Raw genomic sequence first — 24,829 nt, forward strand, 5'->3', positions numbered from 1 at the left:
GTGCAAATTTATGTAAGTGGAATACATACTGATGTAGGAAAAACACATTTTAGTGCAGCTTTTTGTGCGAATTTTAACTATGATTATTTTAAACTCATTCAAGCAGGAACTCCAACAGATAGCGAGTTTATTGCAAAATTTAGCCCAAAAACAAAAATTTTTAAAGAGGGTATTTTTTTGCAAACTCCAGCTTCCCCTCATCTTGGAAAAATCAAAGAAAAGCTTGATTATAAAGCTTTAGATATCATTTTACCAAAAAGTGAGAACCTACTTATTGAGCTTGCGGGTGGGCTTTTTTCTCCTATGGATGAAAATTACACTATGATTGATTTTGTGAATATTTTCAAACACCCTACGATTTTAGTAGCAAAATACTATCTTGGAAGTATTAATCATATTTTACTTAGCATTGAAGCTTTAAAGCAAAGAAATATTAATATTTTAGCCCTTGTGATGATGGGTAAAAAAGATATCTTGCAAGATGATTTTATAAAAAATTATGCAAAAATTCCTATAATCAATCTTGATTTTTTTGATGAAAATAACATTTTAAATCAAGATTTTAAAGAGCAAATGCAAGAAATTTTGCAACTTAAAATTCCTTAAAAATTTGTTCTAAACTCTCTACTACATAAACGATTTGTTCTTTTGTGATGATGTAAGGAGGCATAAAATAAATCGTATTTGCTAAAGGTCTTAAAAGCAAACCTTTTTCTAAGGCTTTTTGAAATACAAAAAGTCCCACGCGTTCGTGTTTATGGCTTAAAATATCAAAAGCACTGATCATTCCACAAGTTCTAAAATTTCCTAAAAAATCAAATTTTTTAAGTTTTGAAAATTCTTGCTGGATAAAGGTGCTTAAAATTTGATTTTTTTCTAAAATATTTTCATTTTCAAAGATATCTAAAACCGCATTAGCTGCTGCACAAGCTAGAGTGTTTCCTGTATAACTATGAGAGTGTAAAAAGGCTTTTTGTTCGCTATAGGGTGCATAAAAGGCATTATAAATTTCATCCTTTGTAAGCACTACAGAAAGAGGCATAAATCCTCCTGTAATCCCCTTTGAAAGACAGATAAAATCGGGGCTTTGTTTGCATTGATGCAAGGCAAACAAAGTGCCTGTGCGTCCAAAACCCACTGCAATTTCATCAAAAATCACTTGCACATTAAAATCATGGCAAAGCTTGATCACTTCATCAATAAAACCAGCTTCATACATGTGCATATTTCCCGCACATTGCACCAAGGGTTCAAGTATAAAAGCGCAAATTTCATTCGAGTGTTTTTCTAAAATATCTTTTAAAATTTCAAGCTCTTTAGTATAGTCTTTACCTTGTGGCACAGGAGTGCTTAAACACTCTAAAAGCAAGGTTTTGTAAGTATCTTTATAAAGTGCAACATCGCCCACACTTAAAGCCCCTAAGGTTTCGCCATGATAGGAATTGCTTAGGGATAAAAATTTATTTTTTTTCAAACCTTTATTTAAATGATAATGAAAACTCATCTTAAGTGCTACTTCAATGGCACTTGATCCATTATCCGCATAAAAACATTTATTAAAATCACGCCCCACTTTTTCACAAAGTCTCGTAGAAAGCTTGATGATAGGCTCATGTGTAAAACCTGCTAAAATCACATGCTCAAGCTCATCAACTTGTTTTTTGATGGCATTTGCGATTTTTTCATTACAATGACCAAAAAGATTTACCCACCAAGAACTCACACAATCCATATAAGCCTTATCATCAAAATCATAAAGCCATACGCCTTTTGCTTTTTTTATAGGGATTAAAGGTAGGGTTTCGTGATCTTTCATTTGTGTGCAAGGATGCCAAATGTGTTTTAAATCGAGATTTTTTAAGATTTGATTTTGCATTATAACTTCTTTTTTAAAAATATTTTGGCAAAATAATACTTTAAATTTTTAAATTTACAGGAAAAAAATGAAGCTTGAAAAAATTTTGCAAGATCTAGAGCAAAATCACAATCTAAGAACTCTAACGCCTTTAAAACATGAAAATAAATTTGTTTATAAGCAAGATCAAAAACTTTTAAATTTAGCAGGAAATGATTATCTTTATTTGGCGTCTTCTAAAGAGTTAAAAGCTGAGTTTTTAAACACCCTAAAAGAGCAAGATTTGTTTTTTTCAAGTTCGAGTTCAAGAAGTTTGAGTGGAAATTTTGAAATTTATGAAGAATTAGAAAGTTTTTTAAAGACTAAATTTAAAGATAAGGAAATTTTACATTTTAATAGTGGTTATCATCTAAATATCTCTTGTATAGCAGCACTTTCTAGCGTTTCTAAGACGCTTTTTTTAGCCGATAAATTTATTCATGCAAGTATGATTGATGGCTTAAAACTTGGTGGGGCTGATTTTTTTCGTTTTCATCACAAAAATATGAATCATTTAGAGAGTTTGATCCAAAAACATTATGAAAATTATGAAAATATCATCGTTTTAAGCGAAGCTTTGTTTAGTATGGATGGAGATTTTAGCGATTTTAAAACTTTGTGTGAGCTTAAAAAGCGTTATGATAAAATCAAGCTTTATATAGACGAAGCACACAGCGTGGGTTGTTTTGATGAAGAGGGTTTGGGGCTTGTTAAAAAACTAGCCTTGGAAAATGAAGTGGATTTTTTGGTTTTTACCTTTGGAAAAGCCCTTGCTTCCATAGGTGCTTGTATGATATGCGAGGAAAAATATAAAAAATTTTTCATCAACAAAGCTAGAGCTTTTATTTATTCTACAGCCTTGCCACCTATTAATATAGCTTGGACGCAATTTATTTTTAAAAAAATGCCTTATTTTAAGAAAGAAAGAGAAAAATTAGAGCTTTTAAGCACTTTTTTTAAAAGTAAATTGCAAGAAAAAAATCACACTGTTTTAGGTGATGCTTATATTATTTGCTTGCTTTTAGGTGAAAATAAAAAAGCCTTAGAAATTTCACAAAAACTCCAAAAAGCTGGATTTTTTGCTCCTGCGATCAAAGAACCTACCGTGCCAAAAAATACAGCTAGAATTCGTTTTTCTTTGCACGCAGGACTTAACACAGAAGAACTTGAAAGGATAATAGAGCTTTTATGAAATATGAATTTTTATGTAAAAATCCTGATTCAAAAAAACTTATAGTGGTATTTGGAGGGTTTGCTTCACATCCTAGTCATTTTTCGCATTTAAAAAGCAATAAAAATGTGATTTTATTTTATGATTATGAAAATTTTGATTTAAATTTTGATTTCAAAGCTTTTGATGAACTTTTTTTAATCGCTTTTTCTATGGGAGTTTACGTAGCAAATAGACTTTTAAAAGAGCTTCATTTTAAACAAAAAATAGCCATAAATGGCACAAATTTAGGCATAGATAAATTAAAAGGAATTCATCCTACAATTTTTAAAAAAACCCTGCAAAATTTTAAATTAAAATATTTTAAAGAAGTTTTATTTGAAGAACGCAAAAGCTTAGCCAAAGATTTTATTTTTAAAGATGAAAAATCTTTGAAAATAGAGCTTGAAAAACTTTTTGACTTTGCTTTAACAAAACAAGAAGAAAATTTGCTTTGGGATAAGGTTTATTCAAGTAAAGAAGATGAAATTTTTCCACCAAATGCCTTGAAAAATAGTTTTAAAAATTTGATTTTTTTAGATGAACCGCATTTTGCTTTTTTTCATTTTAAAACTTGGGATGAGCTTTGAATTTTTTAAAAGCAAAAGATTATGAAAAACATGCAAAAGTGCAAGATTTTATGGGTTTAAAACTTTGTGAAATTTTAAAAGATTTAAAAATTTCACATTTTGAAAAAGTATTTGAATTTGGTTGTGGTAGGGGTGAATTTAGCAAAAAACTTCAAAATTTCATTACTTTTAATGAGTATTTAAAAAACGATATTTTAAACTTTAAAGAAAATTCTAATATTTTAATTTTTGATATGAATGAAATTGCAAAACAGGATTTAAGTAAAGAGAAATTTGATCTTATTGTTTCAAATGCAACTTTGCAATGGCTTGATTTAAAACGCATTATACCAAGTCTTAGAAATATGCTAAATCAAAATGGAATTTTACTTCTTTCTACTTTTGCAAAACAAAATTTAAAAGAAATCAAACAAAGTACGGGTTTTGGTTTAAATTATTTTAGCTTAAATGAATTAGAGCAAATTTTTAAAGTCTATTTTGATGAAGTAAAAATCACTCAAGAACTCATAGAATTAAGCTTTAATAATACTTTAGATGTTTTCAGGCATTTAAAATTAAGCGGTGTAAATTCTTTAGGATTTTATCCTTTAAATAAAAGTTTTTTAAAAGAATTTGAAGAAAAATTTCAAAACAAACTCACTTATCATCCTGTATTTATTTTATGCAAAAATGATATAAAATGAATTTTTTGTGTTATAATCCAAAAATTAAATTTTTACACAAGGAAAACTAAATGAAAAAGTTTATAGTATTTTTTGGGATTTTGTTTTTTGTTTCGTGTTTAAATGCACAAAATTTAAGTATTTTCGCGGCTTCTTCAGCTTCAAAGGCAATGAGTGAAGTTAAAGATGAGTTTTTAAAAACACATCCAAAAGATAAAATAGAATTGGTTTTTGGTGCTTCTGGAAAATATTATGAGCTTTTAAAACAAGGGAGAGAATTTGATCTCTTTTTTTCAGCAGATACTAAATATGCTAAGGCTATTTATGATGATAAAAATGCCTTAATAAAGCCAAAAGTTTATGTTTTAGGAGTTTTGGCTTTGTATAGTTTGGATGAAAATTTACTCCAAGGAGGTGTTGAAAATTTAAAAGAAAAGGCAGGTAAAATCACGCATCTAAGCATAGCCAATCCTAAAGTAGCTCCTTATGGAGTAGCGGCTAAAGAAGTACTTGAAAATTTGGGTTTAAATGAGCTTTTTAAAGACAAAATCGTTTTAGGCGAAAATATCTCAGTACCTGTTTTACATGTAGATAGTAAAAATGCAGATATAGCTATAGTGGCTTATTCTTTAGTTTCTCCTATCAATCATCCTAAAGGTAAAACAAGCATTATTAATCCAAAGTATTTTAGCCCTTTAGAGCAAAGTTATGTCATAACAAAATACGCTAAGGATAAAAAATTAGCCTTTGAATTTAGTGAATTTATTAGTTCTTCAAAAGCAAAAGAGATTTTTAAAAAATACGGATTTAGCACACCATGAACCTTATAAAAGGACAAATTTGTGAACTTTTAAATCAAGAGGATATAGTTATTGTTAAAATACTTTCTAAAGAAGTGATTTTTAATGTTTTAATGCTTGAATTAAAATCTTTAGAAAATTTAAAAATTGGTGCGAGTGTAGAACTTCTTTTTAAAGAACATGAGCTTTGTTTTAGCACAAGCAAAACTCTTTTAAGTGTTGAAAATTCTTTTTTAGCTAAAATTACAAAAATTAAAAAAGGCGAACTTTTGTATCAGGTATTTTTTGATTTTAAAGGTAATGAGCTTTCTAGTATCATCACTAAAGAAAAAGCCTTAGAACTTGAACTTTGTGAAAATCAAGAATGGCTTTGTTTTGTAAAAGCAAATGATATTGTATTAAGGAGTCATAGTGCTTGATCCAGCTTTTTTACAAACCCTTTATCTTACTTTTAAACTTGCTTTTATCACGACTTTTATTCTTTTTTTTATCGGTGTTTTTTTAGCTTATTTGTTAAGTTTTGTGCGTTTTCCTTTTAAAACAATCCTTCAAAGCTTTATTTCTTTACCTTTGATTTTACCTCCTAGTGTTTTGGGATTTTATCTACTTGTAACTTTTTCGGCTAATAGTTTTTTAGGGCAAGTTTTAAAAGAATATTTTAATCTTTCTTTAGTTTTTAGTTTTGAAGGCCTTGTTTTTGCTTCTTTGATTTTTTCTTTGCCTTTTATGGTAAATCCTTTACAAAGTGCCTTTTCATCGATCAATCCAAATTTGCTCGATGCTTCTTATAGTTTAGGTAAAAGTAAAATTTATACTCTTTTTAGAGTGATTTTACCTAATTCTAAAGCAGGAATTTTTAGTGCTTGTGCGATGAGTTTTGCTCATACTGTGGGTGAATTTGGAGTCGTGATGATGATAGGAGGACATAAACAAGGCGAAACTTTAGTGGCTAGTATAGCTATTTATGATGAACTTGAAATCTTAAACTATAGCTTAGCCCATCAATATGCTTTTATATTGTTTATTTTTTCTTTTTTAGTGCTTTTTAGTCTTTATTTTGTCAATAAAAAAATGAGTTTTCAATGATAAAAATTGATATCAATCATCCTATGAATACCGCTAAAGGAAGGATGGATTTAAATTTTAAAAAAGATATAGAATCAGGAAAAATTACTGCACTTTTTGGCGAAAGTGGAGCAGGAAAAACTACTCTTTTAAAAATCATAGCAGGGCTTATAAGACCTGAATTTGGGCGTATAGAAGTAGATAATGAACTTTGGTTTGATTCTTCAAAAAATTTTAGCTTAGCTTTACAAAAAAGAAAAATTGGTTTTGTTTTTCAAGATTATGCGCTTTTTCCAAATATGAATGTAAAAGAAAACATCGCCTATGCCGCTAGTTCTAAAGCAAAGGTTAGTGAGCTTTTAGCCTTAATGGGTCTTGAAAATTTGGCTAAAATTTATCCTAAACATTTAAGCGGAGGACAAGCACAAAGAGTAGCTTTAGCAAGAGCTTTAGCAAGGGAGCCAAAAATTTTGCTTTTAGATGAGCCTTTAAGCGCTTTGGATTTTAAAATGCGTGCCAATTTACAAGATGAATTGGCTAAAATTTTAGAATATTTTAAGATAAGCACTTTATTGGTAAGTCATGATTTAGCTGAAATTTATAAGTTAAGTCATAGAATTTTAGAGCTTAAAAATGGAAAAATCATTAAGGATTTTCCTAAAAATGAATTTTTTACTCATTCAAGTATTAGTGCGAAATTGCGTTTGAGTGCAACTTTGCTAGAAATTAAAAAAAGTGATATTTTAGTGGTTTTAACTTTGCTTTTAAATCAAGACATTATTAAAATTACTCTTAGTGAAGAGGAATTTTTAAAAGCTTATCAAGATATAAAAATAGGCGACACTCTCATACTTTCAGTAAAAGCTTTCAATCCTTTAATTCTTAAATAATACATACTTAATTATGATTTCAAATAAAAAGGATAAGTAAAAAATATTAGATGGATTAAATTTAATCCGCAATGAAATAATACACTTATCCATAAACTTTTACTATATTTATATGCTAATCCATATATAATTCCAGCTAAACTCGCAAAAACAATCATTAAAACTCCACTTCTATAATGGATCAATCCAAAAGCTATACTTGCTATCAATAAAGCAAAATTTGGATTCAAAATTTGAGAGAGTCTTTGTTGAAGATAACCTCTAAAATACACTTCTTCAACCAAAGCTACCAATAAAACATTAGAAAATAAAAAATAGGGCAACCACCAAGGTAAGCTAAATTCAAATTTCAAAACATTGAAATACCAAGGTATAGATAATAAAAATAAAGGACTTAAAATTAATAAAATCCATTTTAGCAATGAAGCTTTTACATAATTTTTATTTGTAAATAAAGCAGGCAACAATAAAAATAATATAAATACACCCAAAGGCTTATCAAAATTAAAATATAAAGTAAATGGCGCACTATTTTCACTTGCATAAACCTTATCTAAAACTTTTATATTATTAATTCCTGGTATAAAATGTAAAAATAAACCTATACAAAAAACAAACAATATCAATTCTAAAATAAGTGATTTTTTATATCTATAATATAAAGCCAACCCAAATGCAATAATATTAATTGCTATAAAAGTGATATTAATTATCTTAAAATAATAAGCAAAAAATACACTAATTATAAAAAATAAATAAGCTGTTTTAATTTTATTAAAAGACAACAAAACCAAGGCAAGTGCTAAAAAAGCATAAGTTACCATAGACATCTAACATTCCTCTTAAATAAATTTAATATAATCAGTATATTTTATATCTATTTTTCTTAAAAGCTATTATATTGCGATATTTTTATCATTAAACAATTTCTTATAAAAGCTTAATTAATTTAAAGAATAAATATATTTTTCTAGCAATTTTTCTCTTATTTTAATATTTTTAATGTCCTTTATATCAACATTTAAAGCAAAAGATAAAATTTTGTTTTTAGTCTTTACGAATCCAACAATCCAAGCTAAATTTATATTATCATTAAAACCTGTTTTAGCATAAATTTTTTGTATTTTATTTTCTTTAAAAAGAAGAAGTTTTTTGACTTCTTCTTGACTTTTATTGGAAAAGGGTAAAGAATTTTGTGAAAGTTTAAAAAGTAAATCAGCTTGATTTTTTGCAGAAATTTGCAAAGAATTATCCAGCCAAAAAGTATCGATTTTTGAAATTTTTGCATTTCCATAAGAAAGTTTATTTAAGCTTTCTTGCATGGTTTTAAGTCCTATTTTTCTTGCCAATTCTTTAAAAGCAGGCACTTGAGAGCGTTTTATGGCTGAGCTTAAACTAGCATCTTGTTTCCAAGAGGGCAAAAATACTTTTTCGCCCTTATAATGATAAAAAATTTCCTTTGTATCTTTAATTACACCATTATCAAGCGCAATTAAAGCATTAAAAATTTTAAAAGTTGAAGCAGGAGAAAAGGTTTGTTTTGCTCTTTGAAAATCATTACTTGCATAATTTTTTCCATCAAAGACTATAAAAGTCCCACTTGTATTATAATCTTTAAAAAAATCTTCTAATATTTTATCTTGTCCAAAGGCAAAATTTAAAATCCATAAAAACAAGATGATTTTTTTCATAAATTTCCCTTTTTCATTAAAAAGTTTTTTAAAATTTGTCCTTCTTTTGAGACTTCATTTTCTCTAATAACCTCAAAGCCATTTCTTAAAAAGAAGGGTTTTGCGCTTAAAGAAGCAAAAACATAAAGTTCTTTGTAAGAGTATTTTTTTAATACAAAATCGAGCAAATCTTTAGCCAAACCAAGTTTTGTAAATTTAGGGTGAGTGAAAAGTAAATCAAGCATTTTCTCATCTTCTTTTAAACTTATAAAACTTACAATTTCTCCTTGTTTTTCATAGATATAAACAAAATCTTTTGTGAATTTTTCTTCCCATTTTTTCTTATCTATCTTAATCCAAGCTTTGATTTGATCTTTAGTATATTCTTTAACGCAAAGCTTACTCACACTTTCTTTGAAAAGTTTTATGCAAGGGATTAAATCTTGAAATTCAGCTCTTCTTATCAAGTATTTTTCTCATTGCTAAACTTGCCAAAGCTAAACCAAAAGAAGCCGTTACACCCATAAAAGAACCCAAATCTTTACAATGTGCTTCTTCATCAGAAAATACCACATCAAAATTTCCCTTAAAGCCTGATTTTCTAAGTTCATAACGAAATTTTTTCGCTAAAGCATCGCCGTGAGTTTTAAAAATACTTGTAGTTTTAATGCGTGTTGGATCAAGCTTTCTAGCTCCACCTGTTGAAGAGATAAAAATTTGTTTTTTAAAATCTATAAGATGAGCCAAAGCTACTTTTGCAGGGATATCATCAATGGCATCTATGATAAGATCAAACTCGCTTAAATCAAAATTTTTTAAAAAATCTTCATCGATTTTGCTGACTATACCTTTAGCCTTATAAATTCTTTCAAATACTTTAGCTTTTTCTTCGCCTATATTTTCGCTATGAATTTGGCGATTTTGATTGGTGATTTCAAATTTATCCGCATCGATTAAAGTAAGGTTTTTAAAACCACTACGATAAAGCGCATCAACGCAAATTCCACCCACTCCACCAAGTCCGCAAACCAAAACTTTTGTTTGTGAAATTTTTTGAAATTTTTCTTCTCCAACTAGCCATTTTATACGTGTAAATCTATCATTCATTCTTTTGCCTTTAACCATTTTTTAACTTTTTTCATTCTTTCATAAGCTGTAAGATCCAGCATTATAGGTGTTATTGTAGCGTAACCTTTTTTAAGTAAGGCAATATCGCTATTTTTCTCATCTTCAAAGTCTAAATTCGCCGCTGCAAGCCAATAGTACTCCACTCCTCGTGGATTGACATTTGAGTGGGCTTCAAAATTATAAACCCTTTTACCTGCTTTACAAATTTTAATACCTTTGATTTTTGATTTTGCAGGAAAATTGATATTTAAAAATTCTTTTTTTTCCAAAGGAAAACCTTTATCAAAAATATTTTGAATGATTTTTTTGGTAATTTTTAAAGCATTTTTATAGTCTATTTCTTTTTCGCTTTTTTTATAAAATTGAGAAAGAGCGATAGCAGGAATTCCTTGTAAAACCGCCTCCATAGCTCCTGCGCAAGTTCCTGAGTAGGTAATGTCTTCGCCTACATTTGCTCCTTTGTTAATCCCACTGATTACAAGATCAGGCAAGCGTGTTTTATAAAGTGCGTGAAGTGCAAGATAAACACAATCTGCAGGAGTGCCATCATCAAGTTTGTAAAATCTTTTTCCTACTTTAACAAAACGCAAAGGTTTGGTTAGGGTTATAGAGTGTGAACAAGCTGATTTTTCACTAGCAGGAGCTACTATGGTAATCTTGGCTTTAAATTCTTTTTTTAACATCTTAATGAGTTTTTTAAGTCCTTCGCTTTCATAGCCATCGTCATTAGTGATAAGAATTTCTTTCATTGTCTTCCTTGCAAAAGATAAAATTTGGATTTTAACATATTTTTTTAAAGCTTCATAGTATAAAAATTTTAATTTTAAATTATATAAATTTCGTATTATTTTTAATTATTTTTTTATTTTATATCGATTAATATTATTTAAACTATAAAAATATAAAGCTAGCAAGGAGGGTTTAAATATGTTTGATTTTTTCAAACCTAAGGCAAAAGCTATTAAATTTCCTAAAGAGGAAATTTTACCTAGATATTACAAAATGAGAACTTGGAGTTTAAGTGGGGTTTTTATAGGATATATGGGATATTATCTTGTACGAAATAATATCACTCTTTCAACTCCATTTATACAAAATCAACTTGATCTCAGTAAATCAGACATCGGAACAATCACAGGCTCAATGCTTATAGCTTACGGGATTAGCAAGGGTGCAATGAGCGTTATAAGTGACAAAGCTGATCCTAAAAAATACATGGCTTTAGGTCTTATTTTATGTGCTCTTGTAAATGTTTTACTTGGTTTTTCAAATTCTTTTTACGCTTATGTAGGTTTTGTTATCGCGCTTGGGGTTTTTCAAGGTATGGGGGTAGGTCCTTCTTTTATCACTCTTGCAAACTGGTATCCTAAAAAAGAGCGGGGAATTTACACGGCCGTTTGGAATATCTCACATAATATAGGAGGCGGGATAGTTGCTCCTATAGTTTCGCTTTCAGGTTTTGCTTTAGCAGCATTATTGGGTGTGAGTATGGCGGATTTTAATGAAACATATTGGCACATGAATCATTTTTATGTTCCTGCTGTTTGTGCAGTTATCATTAGTCTTTATGTGCTTTATGCAGTTAAAGGAAGTCCTAAAAATGAAGGTTTGGTTGATATTACTGAAATCAATGAAATGCGAGGGATTAAAACAGAAGAAATCAAAGCTATAGAAACTCCAAATTTAAGCAGTTTTGAAATTTTTTATCGTTATGTGCTTAAAAATAAAAATGCTTGGTATGTGGCTTGGATGGATACTTTTGTTTATATGGTGCGTTTTGGGCTTATTTCTTGGCTTCCTATTTACTTGCTAGAAACAAAAGGCTTTAATAAAGAACAAATGGGTATTGCCTTTTGGCTTTTTGAATGGGCTGCTATACCTTCTACTTTACTTGCAGGATATATTTCAGATAAAATTTTTAAAGGCTATAGAATGCCTCCTGCTATAGGTGCTATGGTGATTATTTTCTTTATGATTATTGGATATTTTACTTCAAATAATCTTTATATGGTTATTTTCTTTGCAGCTATGGCGGGGTGTTTGGTCTATATACCAAATTTTTAGCAAGTGTGCAAACTATGGAAGTCGTTCCTGCTTTTGCAGTAGGATCTTGTGTAGGACTTCGTGGCTTTATGAGTTATGTAGTTGGCGCTTCACTTGGAACAAAAGCTATAGGTTGGGCTGTGGATTACTATGGTAGTTGGAATGCTGGTCTTATCATGCTCCTTAGTGCTTGTATTCTTTGTATACTTTGTTCTACTTTATGTCATTTTAGCGCCAAAAAGAAGTATCAATAACAATTTTAACTTTTGCTTGCAAAAATACCAAGCAAAAGTTAGATTTTAATAATATTTTTATTACATTATAACTATTTATTAACATATAATTTCTAAAATCTTACCTTCAATCAATAAAAATTTATCATAAAAGGAAATACTATGAAAAAAATTATTACTTTATTTGGTGCATGTGCCTTAGCTTTTAGTATGGCAAACGCAGATGTAAATCTTTACGGACCAGGTGGCCCACACACGGCCTTAAAAGATATAGCAAGTAAATATAGCGAAAAAACAGGCGTTAAAGTGAATGTAAATTTTGGTCCTCAAGCGACTTGGTTTGAAAAAGCTAAAAAAGATGCAGATATTTTATTTGGCGCTTCGGATCAATCGGCTTTAGCTATAGCAAGTGATTTTGGAAAAGATTTTAATGTGAGTAAAATCAAGCCTTTGTATTTTAGAGAAGCCATCATACTTACTCAAAAAGGCAATCCTTTAAAAATCAAAGGTTTAAAAGATTTGGCTAATAAAAAAGTAAGAATCGTTGTGCCCGAAGGTGCTGGAAAGAGCAATACTTCTGGAACTGGAGTTTGGGAAGATATGATAGGTAGAACTCAAGATATAAAAACCATACAAAATTTTAGAAACAATATCGTAGCTTTTGTTCCAAATAGTGGAAGTGCAAGAAAGCTTTTCGCACAAGATCAAGCCGATGCTTGGATCACTTGGATTGACTGGTCAAAAAGTAATCCTGACATAGGAACTGCCGTAGCTATAGAAAAAGATTTGGTTGTTTATAGAACTTTTAATGTGGTAGCTAAAGAAGGTGCGAGCAAAGAAACACAAGATTTTATTGCTTATTTAAGTTCTAAGGAAGCTAAAGAAATTTTTAAAAAATACGGCTGGAGAGAATAAACCTTCATACACGCTTTTTAGCGTGTATTCTTGCATAACTTCTTTTAATTAAGCCAAAATAAGATAAAATGTTTAAAATATTGATAAGGAAATTTTTTGAAAACCTTTTTAGTTTGTGCCTTAGAGCCCTCAGCAAATTTGCATTTAAAAGAAGTTTTAAAAGCTTATAAAAAAGACTTTGGAGAATTTGAACTTCATGGGATTTATGATGAGAGTTTATGTAAAGAATTTGATTTAAATTCTAAACCACTTTATAGCTCACATGAGTTTAGTGCTATGGGTTTTATAGAGGTTTTGCCACTCGTTTTAAAAGCCAAAAAAGCTATAAAAGAGCTTGTAAATTTAAGTTTTACTCAAAAAATAGATGGGATTTTATGTATAGATTCGCCCGCTTTTAACATACCTTTTGCCAAGGCTTTAAAAAAATCAGGCAGTAAAATTCCACGCATTTATTATATCTTGCCTCAAGTTTGGGCGTGGAAAAAAGGTCGCATACCTATCATAGAAAGTCATTTTGATATTTTAGCTTCTATTTTACCCTTTGATAATCAGTTTTTTAACAAAAGCACTTATGTAGGCCATCCGCTTTTAGATGAGATAAAAGAATTTAAAAATCAAGAAGATATTAATCATACATTTTCAAAAAAAGATGATGAAAAAACTATAGCCTTTTTACCAGGTTCAAGGCGTAGTGAAATTAAGCGTTTGATGCCTATTTTTAAAGAACTCTCGCAAAAATTTAAGGGTGAAAAAATTCTTTGCGTTCCCTCATTTAATCTTGAAAAATTAGAAATTTATGGTGATATTAGTGAATTTAAGATAGAAAGTAATACCCCAAAAGTGCTTAAAAAAGCTGATTTTGCCTTTATTTGTAGTGGAACAGCTACTTTAGAGGCGGCTTTGGTGGGAACTCCTTTTATTCTTGCTTATAAAGCAAAAGCTATTGATATTTTTATTGCAAAACTTTTTGTAAAATTAAAACACATAGGACTTGCAAATATTTTTTGTGATTTTGCTAAAAAAGAAGCTTTAAACCCTGAATTTTTACAAGATAAAGTCAATGTTTTAAATTTATATGAAGCTTACAATAAATATGATTATAAGGCATTTTTTGCTAAAGTTGACTTTTTAAAAGAATATTTACAATTTGGAAGTGCTAAAAATTTAGCAAAAATCCTAAGCGAAATATAAAAGGATAAATCATGCAAAAAGAACCAATGAGTCAATTTGGCTATGATAAATTAGCCGCAGAATTAAAAGATTTAAAAGACAATCAACGCCCTGCCGTTGTAATAGAAATCGATACAGCAAGGAGTCATGGGGATTTGAAAGAAAATGCGGAATACCATGCTGCAAGAGAAAAACAAGCTTTGATAGAAAGTCGTATTGCAGAGCTTAGTGACTTGCTAGCAAGAGCTCAAGTGATCGATCCTTCAAGCTATGAACATGATAGTGTGAAATTTGGTTCAAGTGTTGTGATCATGGATTTGGATACAGAAAAAGAAAGTAAATATACTTTAGTAGGAATTTGCGAAGGAGATTTAGATAAGGGTTATATTTCCATCGCATCTCCAATAGCAAAAGCTATGCTTGGGAAAAAAGAAGGAGATGATTTTAAAGTGCGTTTGCCAAAAGGTGAGAGTGAATTTGAAATCCTTTCTATAAATTATGAGCCTTTGAAATTTTAAGGATAAAAAATTTTACTACAAAATGGAGCGATTTTAATCGCAGATGCTCATGAAAATGAACAAAGAAAGGGATTTTGGGAATTTTTACAAGCCTTAAAGAAAGGTAAAATTTCCACCCCTCAACTCATACTTATGGGTGATATTTTCGATTTGCTTATAGGCGAAATCTCTGCTACACATGAATTTGCTAAACCTTACATAGAACTTTTAGAAGAATTGGCCTTAAAAATTGAAATTATCTACTTAGAAGGCAATCATGATTTTAATCTTTCTTGTTTTTTTAAAAGGGTAAAAATTTTTAACTTACAAGAGCAGCCCATAAAGCTTAATTTGCATACAAGTAAAGGTAATAATCTTGTTTTAAATAATGCTTTTATAAAATTAGCTCACGGAGATATTTTTTTACCACCTCTTTTACAATTTACTCTTAAAACATTAAGAAATCATTATTTGCTTATATTTTTGAATTTTTTAAATATTATTACTTGTAATTTTATTTCAAATAAAATTCTTCAAAATCAAAACAAAAAAAACCTTTTTTATCAAATAAAAGATTTTGAAAATTTAGCGAAAAAAAGATATGAAAGATATGAAAATTTAGGATTTTGGGTATGTGAAGGACACTATCATCAAAATCATCAAATCAACAAAGAAAACATTAAATATCTTAACTTAGCTAGTTTTGCATATGAGAGAAGTTTTTTTGTAGTAAAATATCAGCAAGAAATCAAATTTCGAGAACAGAAATTGAGGGGTCAAAATGTTTGATGAAAATATCGTGAAAACGGGTTCAAATGAAATGGAGCTTGTCGATTTCCGTATCTTTAAGCAAGGACACGATAAAGTCTATGAAGGAATTTATGGTGTAAATGTTTCTAAGGTAAGGGAGATTATAAAAATCCCAAGCCTTACAGAACTTCCAGGTGTACCTGATTACATCGAAGGTATCTTTGATCTTCGTGGCGTGGTTATACCTGTAGTCAATCTTGCCAAATGGATGCAAATCACTGAGCCAGAAAGCACTATGCTAAAACCTAGAGTTATTATTACTGAATTTAGCAATATTCTTATTGGTTTTATAGTTCACGAAGCAAAAAGAATTCGTAGAATAAACTGGAAAGATATAGAACCAGCAACTTTTTCTACAGGATCAAGTGCTTTAGATAAAGGTAAAATCACAGGTGTAACACGCATTGAAAATGATGAAGTGTTGCTAATTTTAGATCTTGAAAGTGTTGTTGAAGATTTAGGAATTTACGCTCCAAAAACAGATATAGATTTTGGAAAAATAGAAAAATTTACTGGAACAGCACTTATACTTGATGACAGCATGACTGCTAGAAAACGCGTCAAAGAAATGATGCAACAGATGGGCTTTCAAGTTGTTGAAGCTAAGGACGGCGTAGAGGGCATAAACAAATTAGAAGAATTAAGCCAAGTTTATGGTGAAAGTTTAAATGATACTTTAAAAATTATAGTAAGCGATGTCGAAATGCCACAAATGGATGGTTTCCACTTTGCTGCACGCATTAAAGAAGATCCAAGATTTAAAGATATTCCTATAGTCTTTAACTCGTCTTTATCAAATGAATTTATGAATGAGAAAGGTGTTCAAGAAGCTGGTGGAGAAGGCTATCTTGTCAAATTTAACGCTAGCGATTTCTTCAATGAAATTGCAAAGGTTATTAAAAAACATCAATCTCAAGAACAGGGGTAAAATATGGAAGATATGCAAGAAATACTTGAAGACTTTTTGGTTGAAGCTTTTGAGCTTGTTGAGCAAATCGACCATGATTTAGTAGAGCTTGAATCAAATCCAGAAGATTTAGAATTATTAAATAGAATTTTCCGTGTTGCACATACGGTTAAAGGATCATCAAGTTTCTTAAATTTTGATGTTTTAACAAAGTTAACTCACCACATGGAAGATGTTTTAAACAAAGCAAGACATGGCGAGTTAAAAATAACTCCAGATATCATGGATGTGGTTTTAGAGTCTATTGATAGAATGAAAACTTTGCTTAATTCCATTCGTGATAATGGCAACGATACTGCTATTGGTATGGATATAGAACCAATTTGCGCAAGATTAACAGCTATTTCAGAAGGAGAGTCTCCTGTTGCGGCAACAGATTCAAATGAAAAATCTATTCCACAAGCAGAACCAGAAGCACCAAAACAAGAAACAACTACTCCTGAACCTGAAGTAGATGTTAATCAATTAAGTGATTCTGAAGTTGAAGCTGAAATAGAAAGACTTTTAAAAGTTAGAAAAGCTGAAGATCAAGCTCGTCGCGCACAAAAAAAACAAACAACAAATGCGGCACCTAAACCGACTAACAATACAGCAAATAAACCTGCGGAAAGTGGAGAGAAAAAAGTTCCTGCTTCAGGTAGTAATGCTAGCAGTATAGATCAAACCATACGCGTGGAGGCAAAAAGATTAGATCACTTAATGAATCTAATTGGGGAGCTTGTTTTAGGTAAAAACCGTTTGCTTAAAATTTACGATGATGTTGAAGAGCGTTATGAAGGAGAAAAATTCCTTGAAGAACTTAATCAGGTTGTAAGTCAATTAAGTATTATTACAACTGATGTTCAGCTTGCTGTAATGAAAACAAGAATGCAACCTATAGCAAAAGTTTTCAATAAATTCCCAAGAGTTGTTCGTGATTTGAGTCGTGAATTAGGAAAGCAAATAGAACTTGAAATTACAGGTGAAGAAACTGAACTTGATAAATCTATCGTAGAGGAAATTGGTGATCCTATCATGCATATGATTAGAAATTCATGTGACCATGGTGTTGAGGATCCAGCAACTCGTGCAGCTAATGGAAAACCTGAAAAAGGTATAGTTCAACTTAAAGCTTATAATGAAGGCAATCACATCGTTGTAGAAATTACAGATGATGGTAAAGGACTTGATCCAAATGGCTTAAAAGCAAAAGCTATAGAGAAAAATTTGATTACCGAAAGAGAAGCAGATCAAATGACAGACAAAGAAGCTTTTGCTTTGATTTTCAAACCTGGTTTTTCAACTGCGGCTAAAGTAACAAATGTTTCAGGTCGTGGCGTAGGAATGGATGTTGTTAAAACCAACATCGAAAAACTAAATGGGGTAATTGAAATTGATAGTGAGTTAGGTAAAGGAAGTTCATTTAAACTTAAAATTCCTCTTACCTTGGCAATCATTCAATCTTTACTTGTAGGAACTCAAGAGGAATTCTATGCAATTCCACTTGCAAGCGTTCTTGAAACAGTTAGAGTGCCAATTGATGATATCTATACTATCGAAGGTAAAAATGTATTACGCTTAAGAGATGAAGTGCTTTCTCTTGTGAGACTTTCAGATGTATTTGGAGTTAAACAAGTCCTTGAAAGCGGTGATCAAACTTATGTCGTTGTTATAGGGGTAGCAGAAAGCAAGCTTGGTATTATAGTAGATACTCTTGTAGGACAAGAAGAAATAGTTATTAAATCTATGGGTGATTATTTACAAAATATCCAAGGTATAGCAGGAGCTACAATCCGTGGTGATGGTAGAGTGACATTAATCATCGATGTAGGTGCTATGATGGATATGGCTAAAGAAATTAAAGTTGATATTAAAGCGCAATTAGAATCAAGCGCGAAAAAACCTAAAGAACAACCAAGTGATTATAAAGTCTTAATTGTAGATGATTCTAAAATGGATAGAACCTTAATGCAAAAAGCTTTAGAACCGCTAGGAGTTAGTTTAGTTGAAGCAACAAATGGTGTTGAAGCATTGAATATTATAAAATCTGGCGAACATGATATTGATGCAATGCTTATAGATATCGAAATGCCAAGAATGGATGGATACACCTTAGCTGGTGAAATTAGAAAGTATTCTAAATATCGTAACCTACCACTCATTGCAGTTACTTCAAGAACAAGTAAAACTGACCGCTTAAGAGGTGTTGAAGTGGGTATGACTGAATATATCACTAAACCTTATTCTCCAGAATACTTGGAAAATGTGGTTAGAAAAAATTTGAAACTAGGATAAGAATATGAGTAATGAAAAATTAGAGCAAATTTTGCAAAAACAGCAAACTCAGATGGCTGGTCCTGATGTCGATCAAAGAGAAGATGATATCATCCAACTTGTCGGCTTTGTAGTTGGAGATGAGGAATATGCGATTCCAATTCTTAATATACAAGAAATCATCAAACCTATAGAATATACTAGAGTTCCTAGTGTACCTGATTATGTTCTAGGGGTTTTTAATATGCGTGGTAATGTTATGCCACTCATTGATCTAGCTCAACGCTTTCATTTAGGAAGTTCTAAAATGACACCTCAAACAAGATATATTGTTTTAAGAGGTGAGACAAATGGAACTGGAGTTGGAGGAAATGCTGGTTTTGTTATAGATAGATTAACTGAAGCAATTAAAATTCACAGAAACAGAATCGATCCACCACCTGAAACTTTAGTTAAAGACAAAGGTATGATTTATGGTATAGGAAAAAGAGATGAAAATATCTTAACTATACTCAAAGTAGAAGCTTTACTTAAGCGCGAATTTTAATGATTAAACTTTGTGTTTTTGACTTTGACGCTACTTTAATGGATGGTGAAACCATCGATATTTTAGCTACAGCGCATGGCAAGGGTAATCAAACAAGCGAAATTACCCGCCATGCCATGGCTGGAGAGCTTGATTTTTTCGAAAGTCTTCAAAAACGAGTAAGCCTTTTAAAAGGTATGTCTTATAAAAAAGTTTTAGAATTAGGTAGTACACTTCCACTAATGCATGGAGCACATGAACTTATCCAATATTTAAAATCTAAAAATATACAAATTGTTATTTTTAGCGGTGGTTTTCATGAAGGCATAGATCCCGCTATGCAAAAACTTGGAATTAGCCTTGGTTTTGCAAATTATCTGCATCATAAAAATGACATTTTAACAGGGCTAGTTGGTGGGGAAATGATGTTTTCAAATTCAAAAGGCTTAATGCTACAACGATTAAAAAGCTTTTTAAATTTGAAAACAGATGAAGTGATGTGTGTTGGCGATGGGGCAAATGATTTGGCAATGTTTAACGAAAGTGGATTAAAGATTGCATTTTGCGCTAAAGAAATTTTACGTTCCAAAGCTGATATTTGCATAGATATAAAAGACTTAAAAGAAATAATAAAGGTAATATAATGAAAAATTTTTCTCTTTGGTGTGATTTTATAGAAAATAGTTTTTTAGATAATGAATTTTTAAATTTATTATCACATGGAATTAATGGTGCTACTTCAAATCCTGCTATTTTTAAAAATGCTATTTTAAATTCTCCAATTTATAAAGATAAAATTCTTAAATTAAAAGGAAAAAAAACAAAAGATATTTATGAAGAATTAGCAATTTCTGATATTCAAAAAGCAGCTGATAAATTAGCTCCTCTTTTTTATCAAAAAAACGATGGATTTATAAGTATTGAAATAGATCCAAGACTTCATGATAACACGACTCTTAGTTTAGGCGAAGCTAAAAGACTTTATAGTACTATTAGCAAAGAAAATGTAATGATTAAAATTCCAGCTACAAAAGCTTCTTATGAAGTAATGTATGAACTTATGAAAAATGGTATTAGCGTCAATGCTACCTTAATTTTTTCTCTTGAACAAAGTCAAAAATGTTTTGAAGCTTTAAATGCAGGTTTAGTCGAATTTAGAAAAAACAATATAGCCTTAAAAGAACAAAATACTAGAACACCACAAGCTGTTATAAGTATTTTTGTAAGTCGTTTTGATAGACTTTTAAATCCTAAAGCCAAAGAGCAAAATCGTATTGGAATTTTAAATGCAAATTTAGCTTATAACAATATCTACTCAAAAAATGAACCTAATATTCGCGCCTTGTTTGCAAGCACTGGAGTTAAAGGAGATGATCTGCCAAAAGACTATTATATCAAAGAACTTCTTTTTGAGAATTCTGTTAATACTGCTCCTCTTGATGCAATAGAGGCATTTAAAGGAAAAATGGATTTTAAAAAACCTTTAATGAATTTTGAAATTTATACAGAACTTAATCAAATTATTTCTCAAAGCGAACGAGAAAAAGCTTGCAATGATTTATTAAGCGATGGCATAGAGCAATTTTGTATTGCTTTTGAAGATATTTTAAAATCTCTTTAATTAACGTATTTTTATCATTTTATTCTTTGAAAGTTTTAATATTTTTGATGGGATATTTTCGAAAAATTTCTCATCAAGTATTATATCAGCAACACTTCTAGCCCATTCTTCATCAAATTCTTTTCCATGCTTGTTTGCCGAAGATGAATAAAAATAGCCATTTTTACTTAAAAAATTCGCATGTTTACACTCTTTCACAATACGAATGGCCTGATTATTTGGATAAATAAAAGTTGTTTTTTTAGAACGACGTACTAAATTTTTAAAAGATTTTGGAATTCTTGCTAAACTTTTTAACTCGCAAAATTTCGCAGAAGTGATTAAGCAAGGTTGATTTTTATCTCTACCTTTTAAAGCATTAATCTCTTCTAAATTTTTACTTAAAAATCCTACCGTAGTATCTGTTTGAGCTAAATAAATCAAGATTTAAGCCACTCTTGCAAACTCTTTACATCTAGACAAGATTTACTCTGTATAGCTTTAATCGATTTTGCACCTGCTAAAGCTGATCGTAAATTTGTAAAATAAGGTATTTTAAAACGAATGATATTTTCACGAATTTTTTTCGTATCACCTTTAAAACTGTGATTATCACTTGTATTGATAACTAAGTGAATTTCTCCATTTTTCAATTTATCTTCAACATTGGGACGTCCTTCTGAAATTTTATGCACAAGTTCGCACTCAAAACCACTTTCTAAAATTTCCTTGCAAGTTCCCCCAGTTGCCATAAGTTTAAAGCCAAGCTTTACATATTCTGCAGCAATTTTTTTGGTATATTTTTTATCCTTATCTTTTAAGGAGATAAATACCACACCTTGCTCTGGAAGATGATTAAACGATGCGATTTGACTTTTTGCGTAAGAATTTGCAAAATCCTTGCTTATACCCATAACTTCACCCGTTGAACGCATTTCAGGGCCTAATTCTAAATCACTTCCGCTAAGTTTTGCAAATGGAAATATTGCTTCTTTTACGCTCATATATTTTGGAGTTTTAGGGCGTAAAATTTTAGTATCAAAATTAACCACTTTGAAAGTATCATAAAATTTTAAAGCTTCTTTTAAATTTCCTTGCCACATCACACGCGTTGCCACTTTTGCTAAAGGAATACCCGTAGCTTTACTAACAAAAGGCACAGTACGACTAGCTCTAGGATTTACTTCTATCATATAAAGCTCATTATTATGTAAAGCAAATTGTATATTTAAAAGCCCTACAACTCCTAAATTTAAAGCAATATCTGCTGTTTTTTGTGCAATAAATTCTTGCATTTTTTCATCGATATTACAAGGTGGTAAAGAACAAGCACTATCACCTGAATGAATTCCTGCTTCTTCTATATGCTCCATAATTCCTGCCACATAAACATCTTTGCCATCACAAATCGCATCAACATCAATTTCTGTAGCATTGTCTAAAAACTGATCGATCAAAACAGGACTTTTATCACTCACATCTACAGCTTCTTGCATATAGAGTCTAAGTTCGGCCTCATCATTTACTACACGCATCGCACGCCCACCTAAAACATAACTTGGTCTTACAAGCACAGGATATCCTATATCACTAGCCTTAAGCACCGCTTCTTCTACGCTTGTTGCAGTGGAATTTTTTGGCTGATTGATGCCTAATTTTGTAATAAATTCGGCAAATTTCTTTCTATCTTCTGCCATATCAATTACTCTTGCACTAGTACCTATAATTTTAGCTCCAAAAGCACTCAAACGCTTAGCAAATTTCAAAGGAGTTTGTCCACCAAAATGCACAATCACTCCATCAGGTTTTTCACGCTCAATCACCGCTCTTAAATGTTCAAAATCAATAGGTTCAAAATACAAAATATCGCTTGTATCGTAGTCAGTCGAAACGGTTTCAGGATTACAATTATACATAATAGTTTTAATACCCATATCTTTAAGCGCAAAAGAAGCATGTACGCAAGCATAGTCAAATTCTATACCTTGTCCTATGCGGTTTGGCCCCCCGCCTATAATCATCACTTTTTTTTCTTTTTTATCCTTAGCATCGTTTTTACTTTGAGTGAGTTCGCTTACATTAATACTTGAATAAAGATAAGGAGTTAAAGCTTCAAATTCACCCGCACAAGTATCCACTTCACTAAATTCTGCGATGATTTTTTGCTTCATTCTTGCATAATAAATATCATTTTGGCTTAATTCTAAATTATCTTTCAAATTTACAAGCAAGGCTATCATTTTATCTGAAAAGCCCATAGTTTTTGCTTTTCTCAAAAGAGCTTTATTGTTTAAAATATCCATATCAATTTGCTCTTCAAAATCTACAATTTCTTTAATCTGTGTTAAAAACCAAGGATCTATTTTACAAAGCTCATAAAGTTCTTCTACGCTAAAACCTTCTCTAAAAGCTTGAGCAACATAAAGCAAACGCTTTTCATTGGCATTGCGAATTTTAAAAACAAGATCATTTCTATCTTCAAATTTTACTCTATCAAAACCACTCAAAGAACGCTCAAGAGAACAAAGTGCTTTTTGTATACTTTCTTTAAAAGTGCGTCCTATAGCCATCACCTCACCCACACTTTTCATAGCTGTACCTAAAGTTGTGTTTGCTCCTGGAAATTTTTCAAAAGTAAAGCGAGGAATTTTTGTTACAATATAATCAATCACAGGCTCAAAAGATGCAGGAGTTCCTGTAATATCATTTTTAATCTCATCTAAACTAAAGCCTACTGCCAAAAGTGTCGCAACCTTTGCTATAGGATAGCCCGTTGCCTTAGAAGCTAAAGCACTTGATCTTGAAACTCTTGGATTCATTTCTATAACTATCATTCTTCCATTTTTTGGGTTGATAGCAAACTGCACATTACTTCCGCCTGTATCTACGCCAATTTCACGCAAAATAGCAAAAGAAGCATTACGCATAACTTGATATTCTTTATCCGTCAAAGTTAATGCTGGAGCTATTGTAATACTATCTCCTGTATGAACTCCCATAGGATCGATATTTTCTATACTACAAACTATGATACAATTATCCGCTCTATCGCGTATAACTTCCATTTCATATTCTTTCCAACCCAACAAACTTTCCTCAATCAAAATTTCATGGATAGGCGATAAAGCTAAAGCAGTATTGGCAAGTTCTTTAAATTCGTCCATATTATAAACCACACCACTTCCAGCACCTCCTAAAGTATAAGAAGCACGGATCATCAAAGGAAAGCCAATTTCATCTACAGCTTTTAAAGCTTCATCATAATTATACGCATACATCGATTTTGGTAAATCCATGCCGATTTTTTTCATACATTCTTTAAAGATCTGACGATCTTCACCTTTTTTAATCGCCTCAGGGTTTGCACCTAAAAATTTCACATCTCCTAAAAGTCCACTTTCATAAACTTCCATAGCAACATTTAACGCTACTTGTCCACCCATGGTTGGTAAAATTGCATCAATTTTTTCTTTTTTAATAATACTTAAAATACTTTCTTTTGTTATGGGTTCTATATAAGTCGCATCTGCAAATTCGGGATCTGTCATGATGGTTGCAGGATTTGAGTTGATTAATACTACACGATATCCTAATTCTTTTAAAGTCTTTGCGGCTTGAGTTCCAGAATAATCAAATTCACAAGCTTGTCCTATCACAATAGGACCACTTCCTATAAGTAAAATGCTTTTAATATCTGTTCGTTTTGGCATAAATTTTCCTAAGAGCATAAATTTGGGCTGATTATAACAAAAATTAGTTTTATAAACTTTGAAATTATCGATATAATTTTAAAAAATAAACACTCTGCTTTTAATCTAGGAAATAATACATAAATAAATTTAAGATTTTTTATAAAATTCTCATTCGATTATAAAAATTTATTTGATAATTTAACAAAATTTTTAG

The 24,829-nt window shown here is 30.6% G+C and carries 27 protein-coding genes; 19 read left to right on the forward strand and 8 right to left on the reverse strand.

All coding sequences use genetic code 11. From position 1 onward, the window contains the following. Positions 1-606, forward strand: coding sequence for an ATP-dependent dethiobiotin synthetase BioD (gene bioD, locus ELQ04_RS05640; protein WP_002892869.1), 606 nt, complete (start codon positions 1-3; stop codon positions 604-606). Here the strand turns inward: bioD and ELQ04_RS05645 are convergent. Next, positions 593-1,876 carry an adenosylmethionine--8-amino-7-oxononanoate transaminase gene (locus ELQ04_RS05645; RefSeq protein WP_002936893.1) on the reverse strand — a complete coding sequence of 428 codons (1,284 nt, stop codon included), beginning with the start codon at positions 1,874-1,876 and terminating at the stop codon, positions 593-595. The two genes, bioD and ELQ04_RS05645, sit on opposite strands and share 14 nt — an antisense overlap. Before the next feature lie 67 nt (positions 1,877-1,943). On the opposite strand from ELQ04_RS05645, the gene ELQ04_RS05650 reads away from it, so the two are divergent. Genes ELQ04_RS05650 through ELQ04_RS05680 form a run of 7 tightly spaced genes read left to right on the forward strand, consistent with a single transcriptional unit; the run spans position 1,944 to position 7,111 of the window. Then, positions 1,944-3,086, forward strand: coding sequence for a pyridoxal phosphate-dependent aminotransferase family protein (locus ELQ04_RS05650; protein WP_002936892.1), 1,143 nt, complete (start codon positions 1,944-1,946; stop codon positions 3,084-3,086). Then, the gene (locus ELQ04_RS05655) at positions 3,083-3,694 is read left to right on the forward strand and encodes a pimeloyl-ACP methyl esterase BioG family protein (RefSeq protein ID WP_002936891.1); all 612 of its coding nucleotides are present in this window, start codon (positions 3,083-3,085) and stop codon (positions 3,692-3,694) included. The genes ELQ04_RS05650 and ELQ04_RS05655 overlap by 4 nt, the downstream gene beginning before the upstream one ends. After that, a complete protein-coding gene (bioC, locus tag ELQ04_RS05660) occupies positions 3,691-4,377 on the forward strand; it encodes a malonyl-ACP O-methyltransferase BioC (RefSeq protein WP_002936890.1) in 687 nt (228 codons plus the stop codon). The genes ELQ04_RS05655 and bioC overlap by 4 nt, the downstream gene beginning before the upstream one ends. A 50-nt stretch (positions 4,378-4,427) precedes the next feature. After that, positions 4,428-5,177: a molybdate ABC transporter substrate-binding protein gene (gene modA / locus ELQ04_RS05665; protein WP_002936889.1), complete on the forward strand. Its 750-nt coding sequence runs from the start codon at positions 4,428-4,430 to the stop codon at positions 5,175-5,177. Further along, the gene (locus tag ELQ04_RS05670) at positions 5,174-5,575 is read left to right on the forward strand and encodes a hypothetical protein (RefSeq protein WP_002936888.1); all 402 of its coding nucleotides are present in this window, start codon (positions 5,174-5,176) and stop codon (positions 5,573-5,575) included. The genes modA and ELQ04_RS05670 overlap by 4 nt, the downstream gene beginning before the upstream one ends. Next, entirely contained in the window at positions 5,568-6,242 is a 675-nt protein-coding gene (modB, locus tag ELQ04_RS05675) for a molybdate ABC transporter permease subunit (protein ID WP_002936881.1), read from the forward strand. The genes ELQ04_RS05670 and modB overlap by 8 nt, the downstream gene beginning before the upstream one ends. Then, on the forward strand, positions 6,239-7,111 hold the full coding sequence (locus ELQ04_RS05680; RefSeq protein ID WP_134224472.1) for a sulfate/molybdate ABC transporter ATP-binding protein: 873 nt from the start codon (positions 6,239-6,241) through the stop codon (positions 7,109-7,111). The genes modB and ELQ04_RS05680 overlap by 4 nt, the downstream gene beginning before the upstream one ends. Before the next feature lie 11 nt (positions 7,112-7,122). Here the strand turns inward: ELQ04_RS05680 and ELQ04_RS05685 are convergent, their stop codons facing one another. The 5 genes from ELQ04_RS05685 to surE form a co-directional block, all read right to left on the reverse strand. Continuing rightward, entirely contained in the window at positions 7,123-7,941 is an 819-nt protein-coding gene (locus ELQ04_RS05685; protein WP_002936878.1) for a CPBP family intramembrane glutamic endopeptidase, read from the reverse strand. Positions 7,942-8,055: 114 nt separating this feature from the next. Beyond that, positions 8,056-8,802 (reverse strand): OXA-184 family class D beta-lactamase OXA-623, encoded by a 747-nt coding sequence (locus tag ELQ04_RS05690; RefSeq protein ID WP_002936877.1) that lies wholly within the window; start codon positions 8,800-8,802, stop codon positions 8,056-8,058. Continuing rightward, entirely contained in the window at positions 8,799-9,248 is a 450-nt protein-coding gene (locus ELQ04_RS05695) for a GNAT family N-acetyltransferase (RefSeq protein WP_002936876.1), read from the reverse strand. Before ELQ04_RS05695 ends, ELQ04_RS05690 begins: the two co-directional genes overlap by 4 nt. Beyond that, positions 9,232-9,888 (reverse strand): ThiF family adenylyltransferase, encoded by a 657-nt coding sequence (locus ELQ04_RS05700; protein WP_002876872.1) that lies wholly within the window; start codon positions 9,886-9,888, stop codon positions 9,232-9,234. The genes ELQ04_RS05695 and ELQ04_RS05700 overlap by 17 nt, the downstream gene beginning before the upstream one ends. Then, entirely contained in the window at positions 9,885-10,658 is a 774-nt protein-coding gene (surE, locus tag ELQ04_RS05705) for a 5'/3'-nucleotidase SurE (RefSeq protein ID WP_044778202.1), read from the reverse strand. Before surE ends, ELQ04_RS05700 begins: the two co-directional genes overlap by 4 nt. 178 nt (positions 10,659-10,836) lie before the next feature. On the opposite strand from surE, the gene ELQ04_RS05710 reads away from it, so the two are divergent. The 11 genes from ELQ04_RS05710 to ELQ04_RS05755 all read left to right on the forward strand — a co-directional run bounded on the left by ELQ04_RS05710 (position 10,837) and on the right by ELQ04_RS05755 (position 20,944). Then, on the forward strand, positions 10,837-11,973 hold the full coding sequence (locus ELQ04_RS05710) for an MFS transporter (RefSeq protein ID WP_002936874.1): 1,137 nt from the start codon (positions 10,837-10,839) through the stop codon (positions 11,971-11,973). Further along, entirely contained in the window at positions 11,946-12,206 is a 261-nt protein-coding gene (locus tag ELQ04_RS08875; protein ID WP_002936872.1) for a hypothetical protein, read from the forward strand. Before ELQ04_RS05710 ends, ELQ04_RS08875 begins: the two co-directional genes overlap by 28 nt. Before the next feature lie 141 nt (positions 12,207-12,347). Next, complete coding sequence (gene peb3, locus ELQ04_RS05715; RefSeq protein WP_002886243.1) at positions 12,348-13,100, forward strand: AcfC family glycoprotein adhesin PEB3; 753 nt, start codon at positions 12,348-12,350, stop codon at positions 13,098-13,100. Between the two features lie 96 nt (positions 13,101-13,196). After that, positions 13,197-14,291, forward strand: coding sequence for a lipid-A-disaccharide synthase (gene lpxB / locus ELQ04_RS05720; protein WP_002936871.1), 1,095 nt, complete (start codon positions 13,197-13,199; stop codon positions 14,289-14,291). A gap of 11 nt (positions 14,292-14,302) precedes the next feature. Continuing rightward, positions 14,303-14,788, forward strand: coding sequence for a transcription elongation factor GreA (gene greA / locus ELQ04_RS05725; RefSeq protein ID WP_002851733.1), 486 nt, complete (start codon positions 14,303-14,305; stop codon positions 14,786-14,788). A gap of 9 nt (positions 14,789-14,797) precedes the next feature. Next, on the forward strand, positions 14,798-15,556 hold the full coding sequence (locus ELQ04_RS05730; protein ID WP_323469985.1) for a UDP-2,3-diacylglucosamine diphosphatase: 759 nt from the start codon (positions 14,798-14,800) through the stop codon (positions 15,554-15,556). Next, positions 15,549-16,505, forward strand: coding sequence for a chemotaxis protein (locus ELQ04_RS05735; RefSeq protein ID WP_002936868.1), 957 nt, complete (start codon positions 15,549-15,551; stop codon positions 16,503-16,505). The genes ELQ04_RS05730 and ELQ04_RS05735 overlap by 8 nt, the downstream gene beginning before the upstream one ends. Positions 16,506-16,508: 3 nt before the next feature. After that, the gene (locus ELQ04_RS05740) at positions 16,509-18,818 is read left to right on the forward strand and encodes a chemotaxis protein CheW (protein ID WP_134224474.1); all 2,310 of its coding nucleotides are present in this window, start codon (positions 16,509-16,511) and stop codon (positions 18,816-18,818) included. 4 nt (positions 18,819-18,822) lie between these two features. Further along, positions 18,823-19,344, forward strand: coding sequence for a chemotaxis protein CheW (locus ELQ04_RS05745; RefSeq protein ID WP_002826355.1), 522 nt, complete (start codon positions 18,823-18,825; stop codon positions 19,342-19,344). Continuing rightward, the gene (serB, locus tag ELQ04_RS05750) at positions 19,344-19,967 is read left to right on the forward strand and encodes a phosphoserine phosphatase SerB (RefSeq protein ID WP_002857594.1); all 624 of its coding nucleotides are present in this window, start codon (positions 19,344-19,346) and stop codon (positions 19,965-19,967) included. Before ELQ04_RS05745 ends, serB begins: the two co-directional genes overlap by 1 nt. Further along, the gene (locus tag ELQ04_RS05755; RefSeq protein ID WP_002936866.1) at positions 19,967-20,944 is read left to right on the forward strand and encodes a transaldolase; all 978 of its coding nucleotides are present in this window, start codon (positions 19,967-19,969) and stop codon (positions 20,942-20,944) included. Before serB ends, ELQ04_RS05755 begins: the two co-directional genes overlap by 1 nt. Here the strand turns inward: ELQ04_RS05755 and ELQ04_RS05760 are convergent, their stop codons facing one another. After that, the gene (locus ELQ04_RS05760; RefSeq protein WP_002851686.1) at positions 20,945-21,367 is read right to left on the reverse strand and encodes a hypothetical protein; all 423 of its coding nucleotides are present in this window, start codon (positions 21,365-21,367) and stop codon (positions 20,945-20,947) included. It abuts the gene before it with no gap. Next, positions 21,364-24,633, reverse strand: coding sequence for a carbamoyl-phosphate synthase large subunit (carB, locus tag ELQ04_RS05765; RefSeq protein ID WP_002936865.1), 3,270 nt, complete (start codon positions 24,631-24,633; stop codon positions 21,364-21,366). Before carB ends, ELQ04_RS05760 begins: the two co-directional genes overlap by 4 nt. Positions 24,634-24,829 lie beyond the last annotated feature (196 nt).

The organism is Campylobacter sp. CH278 (assembly GCF_004378845.1).
Lineage (GTDB): Bacteria > Campylobacterota > Campylobacteria > Campylobacterales > Campylobacteraceae > Campylobacter_D > Campylobacter_D jejuni.

What these genes read in the sequence shown, in the direction of transcription:
- ELQ04_RS05690 (WP_002936877.1), bottom strand. Translation starts at nt 8,802, where the DNA reads ATGAAAAAAATCATCTTGTTTTTATGGATTTTAAATTTTGCCTTTGGA.
- ELQ04_RS05685 (WP_002936878.1), bottom strand. Translation starts at nt 7,941, where the DNA reads ATGTCTATGGTAACTTATGCTTTTTTAGCACTTGCCTTGGTTTTGTTG.
- ELQ04_RS05755 (WP_002936866.1), top strand. Translation starts at nt 19,967, where the DNA reads ATGAAAAATTTTTCTCTTTGGTGTGATTTTATAGAAAATAGTTTTTTA.
- modA (WP_002936889.1), top strand. Translation starts at nt 4,428, where the DNA reads ATGAAAAAGTTTATAGTATTTTTTGGGATTTTGTTTTTTGTTTCGTGT.
- ELQ04_RS05745 (WP_002826355.1), top strand. Translation starts at nt 18,823, where the DNA reads ATGAGTAATGAAAAATTAGAGCAAATTTTGCAAAAACAGCAAACTCAG.
- greA (WP_002851733.1), top strand. Translation starts at nt 14,303, where the DNA reads ATGCAAAAAGAACCAATGAGTCAATTTGGCTATGATAAATTAGCCGCA.
- serB (WP_002857594.1), top strand. Translation starts at nt 19,344, where the DNA reads ATGATTAAACTTTGTGTTTTTGACTTTGACGCTACTTTAATGGATGGT.
- ELQ04_RS05710 (WP_002936874.1), top strand. Translation starts at nt 10,837, where the DNA reads ATGTTTGATTTTTTCAAACCTAAGGCAAAAGCTATTAAATTTCCTAAA.
- ELQ04_RS05740 (WP_134224474.1), top strand. Translation starts at nt 16,509, where the DNA reads ATGGAAGATATGCAAGAAATACTTGAAGACTTTTTGGTTGAAGCTTTT.
- ELQ04_RS05655 (WP_002936891.1), top strand. Translation starts at nt 3,083, where the DNA reads ATGAAATATGAATTTTTATGTAAAAATCCTGATTCAAAAAAACTTATA.
- carB (WP_002936865.1), bottom strand. Translation starts at nt 24,633, where the DNA reads ATGCCAAAACGAACAGATATTAAAAGCATTTTACTTATAGGAAGTGGT.
- ELQ04_RS05645 (WP_002936893.1), bottom strand. Translation starts at nt 1,876, where the DNA reads ATGCAAAATCAAATCTTAAAAAATCTCGATTTAAAACACATTTGGCAT.
- surE (WP_044778202.1), bottom strand. Translation starts at nt 10,658, where the DNA reads ATGAAAGAAATTCTTATCACTAATGACGATGGCTATGAAAGCGAAGGA.
- ELQ04_RS05700 (WP_002876872.1), bottom strand. Translation starts at nt 9,888, where the DNA reads ATGAATGATAGATTTACACGTATAAAATGGCTAGTTGGAGAAGAAAAA.
- ELQ04_RS05650 (WP_002936892.1), top strand. Translation starts at nt 1,944, where the DNA reads ATGAAGCTTGAAAAAATTTTGCAAGATCTAGAGCAAAATCACAATCTA.
- ELQ04_RS05735 (WP_002936868.1), top strand. Translation starts at nt 15,549, where the DNA reads ATGTTTGATGAAAATATCGTGAAAACGGGTTCAAATGAAATGGAGCTT.
- peb3 (WP_002886243.1), top strand. Translation starts at nt 12,348, where the DNA reads ATGAAAAAAATTATTACTTTATTTGGTGCATGTGCCTTAGCTTTTAGT.
- ELQ04_RS05670 (WP_002936888.1), top strand. Translation starts at nt 5,174, where the DNA reads ATGAACCTTATAAAAGGACAAATTTGTGAACTTTTAAATCAAGAGGAT.
- ELQ04_RS05680 (WP_134224472.1), top strand. Translation starts at nt 6,239, where the DNA reads ATGATAAAAATTGATATCAATCATCCTATGAATACCGCTAAAGGAAGG.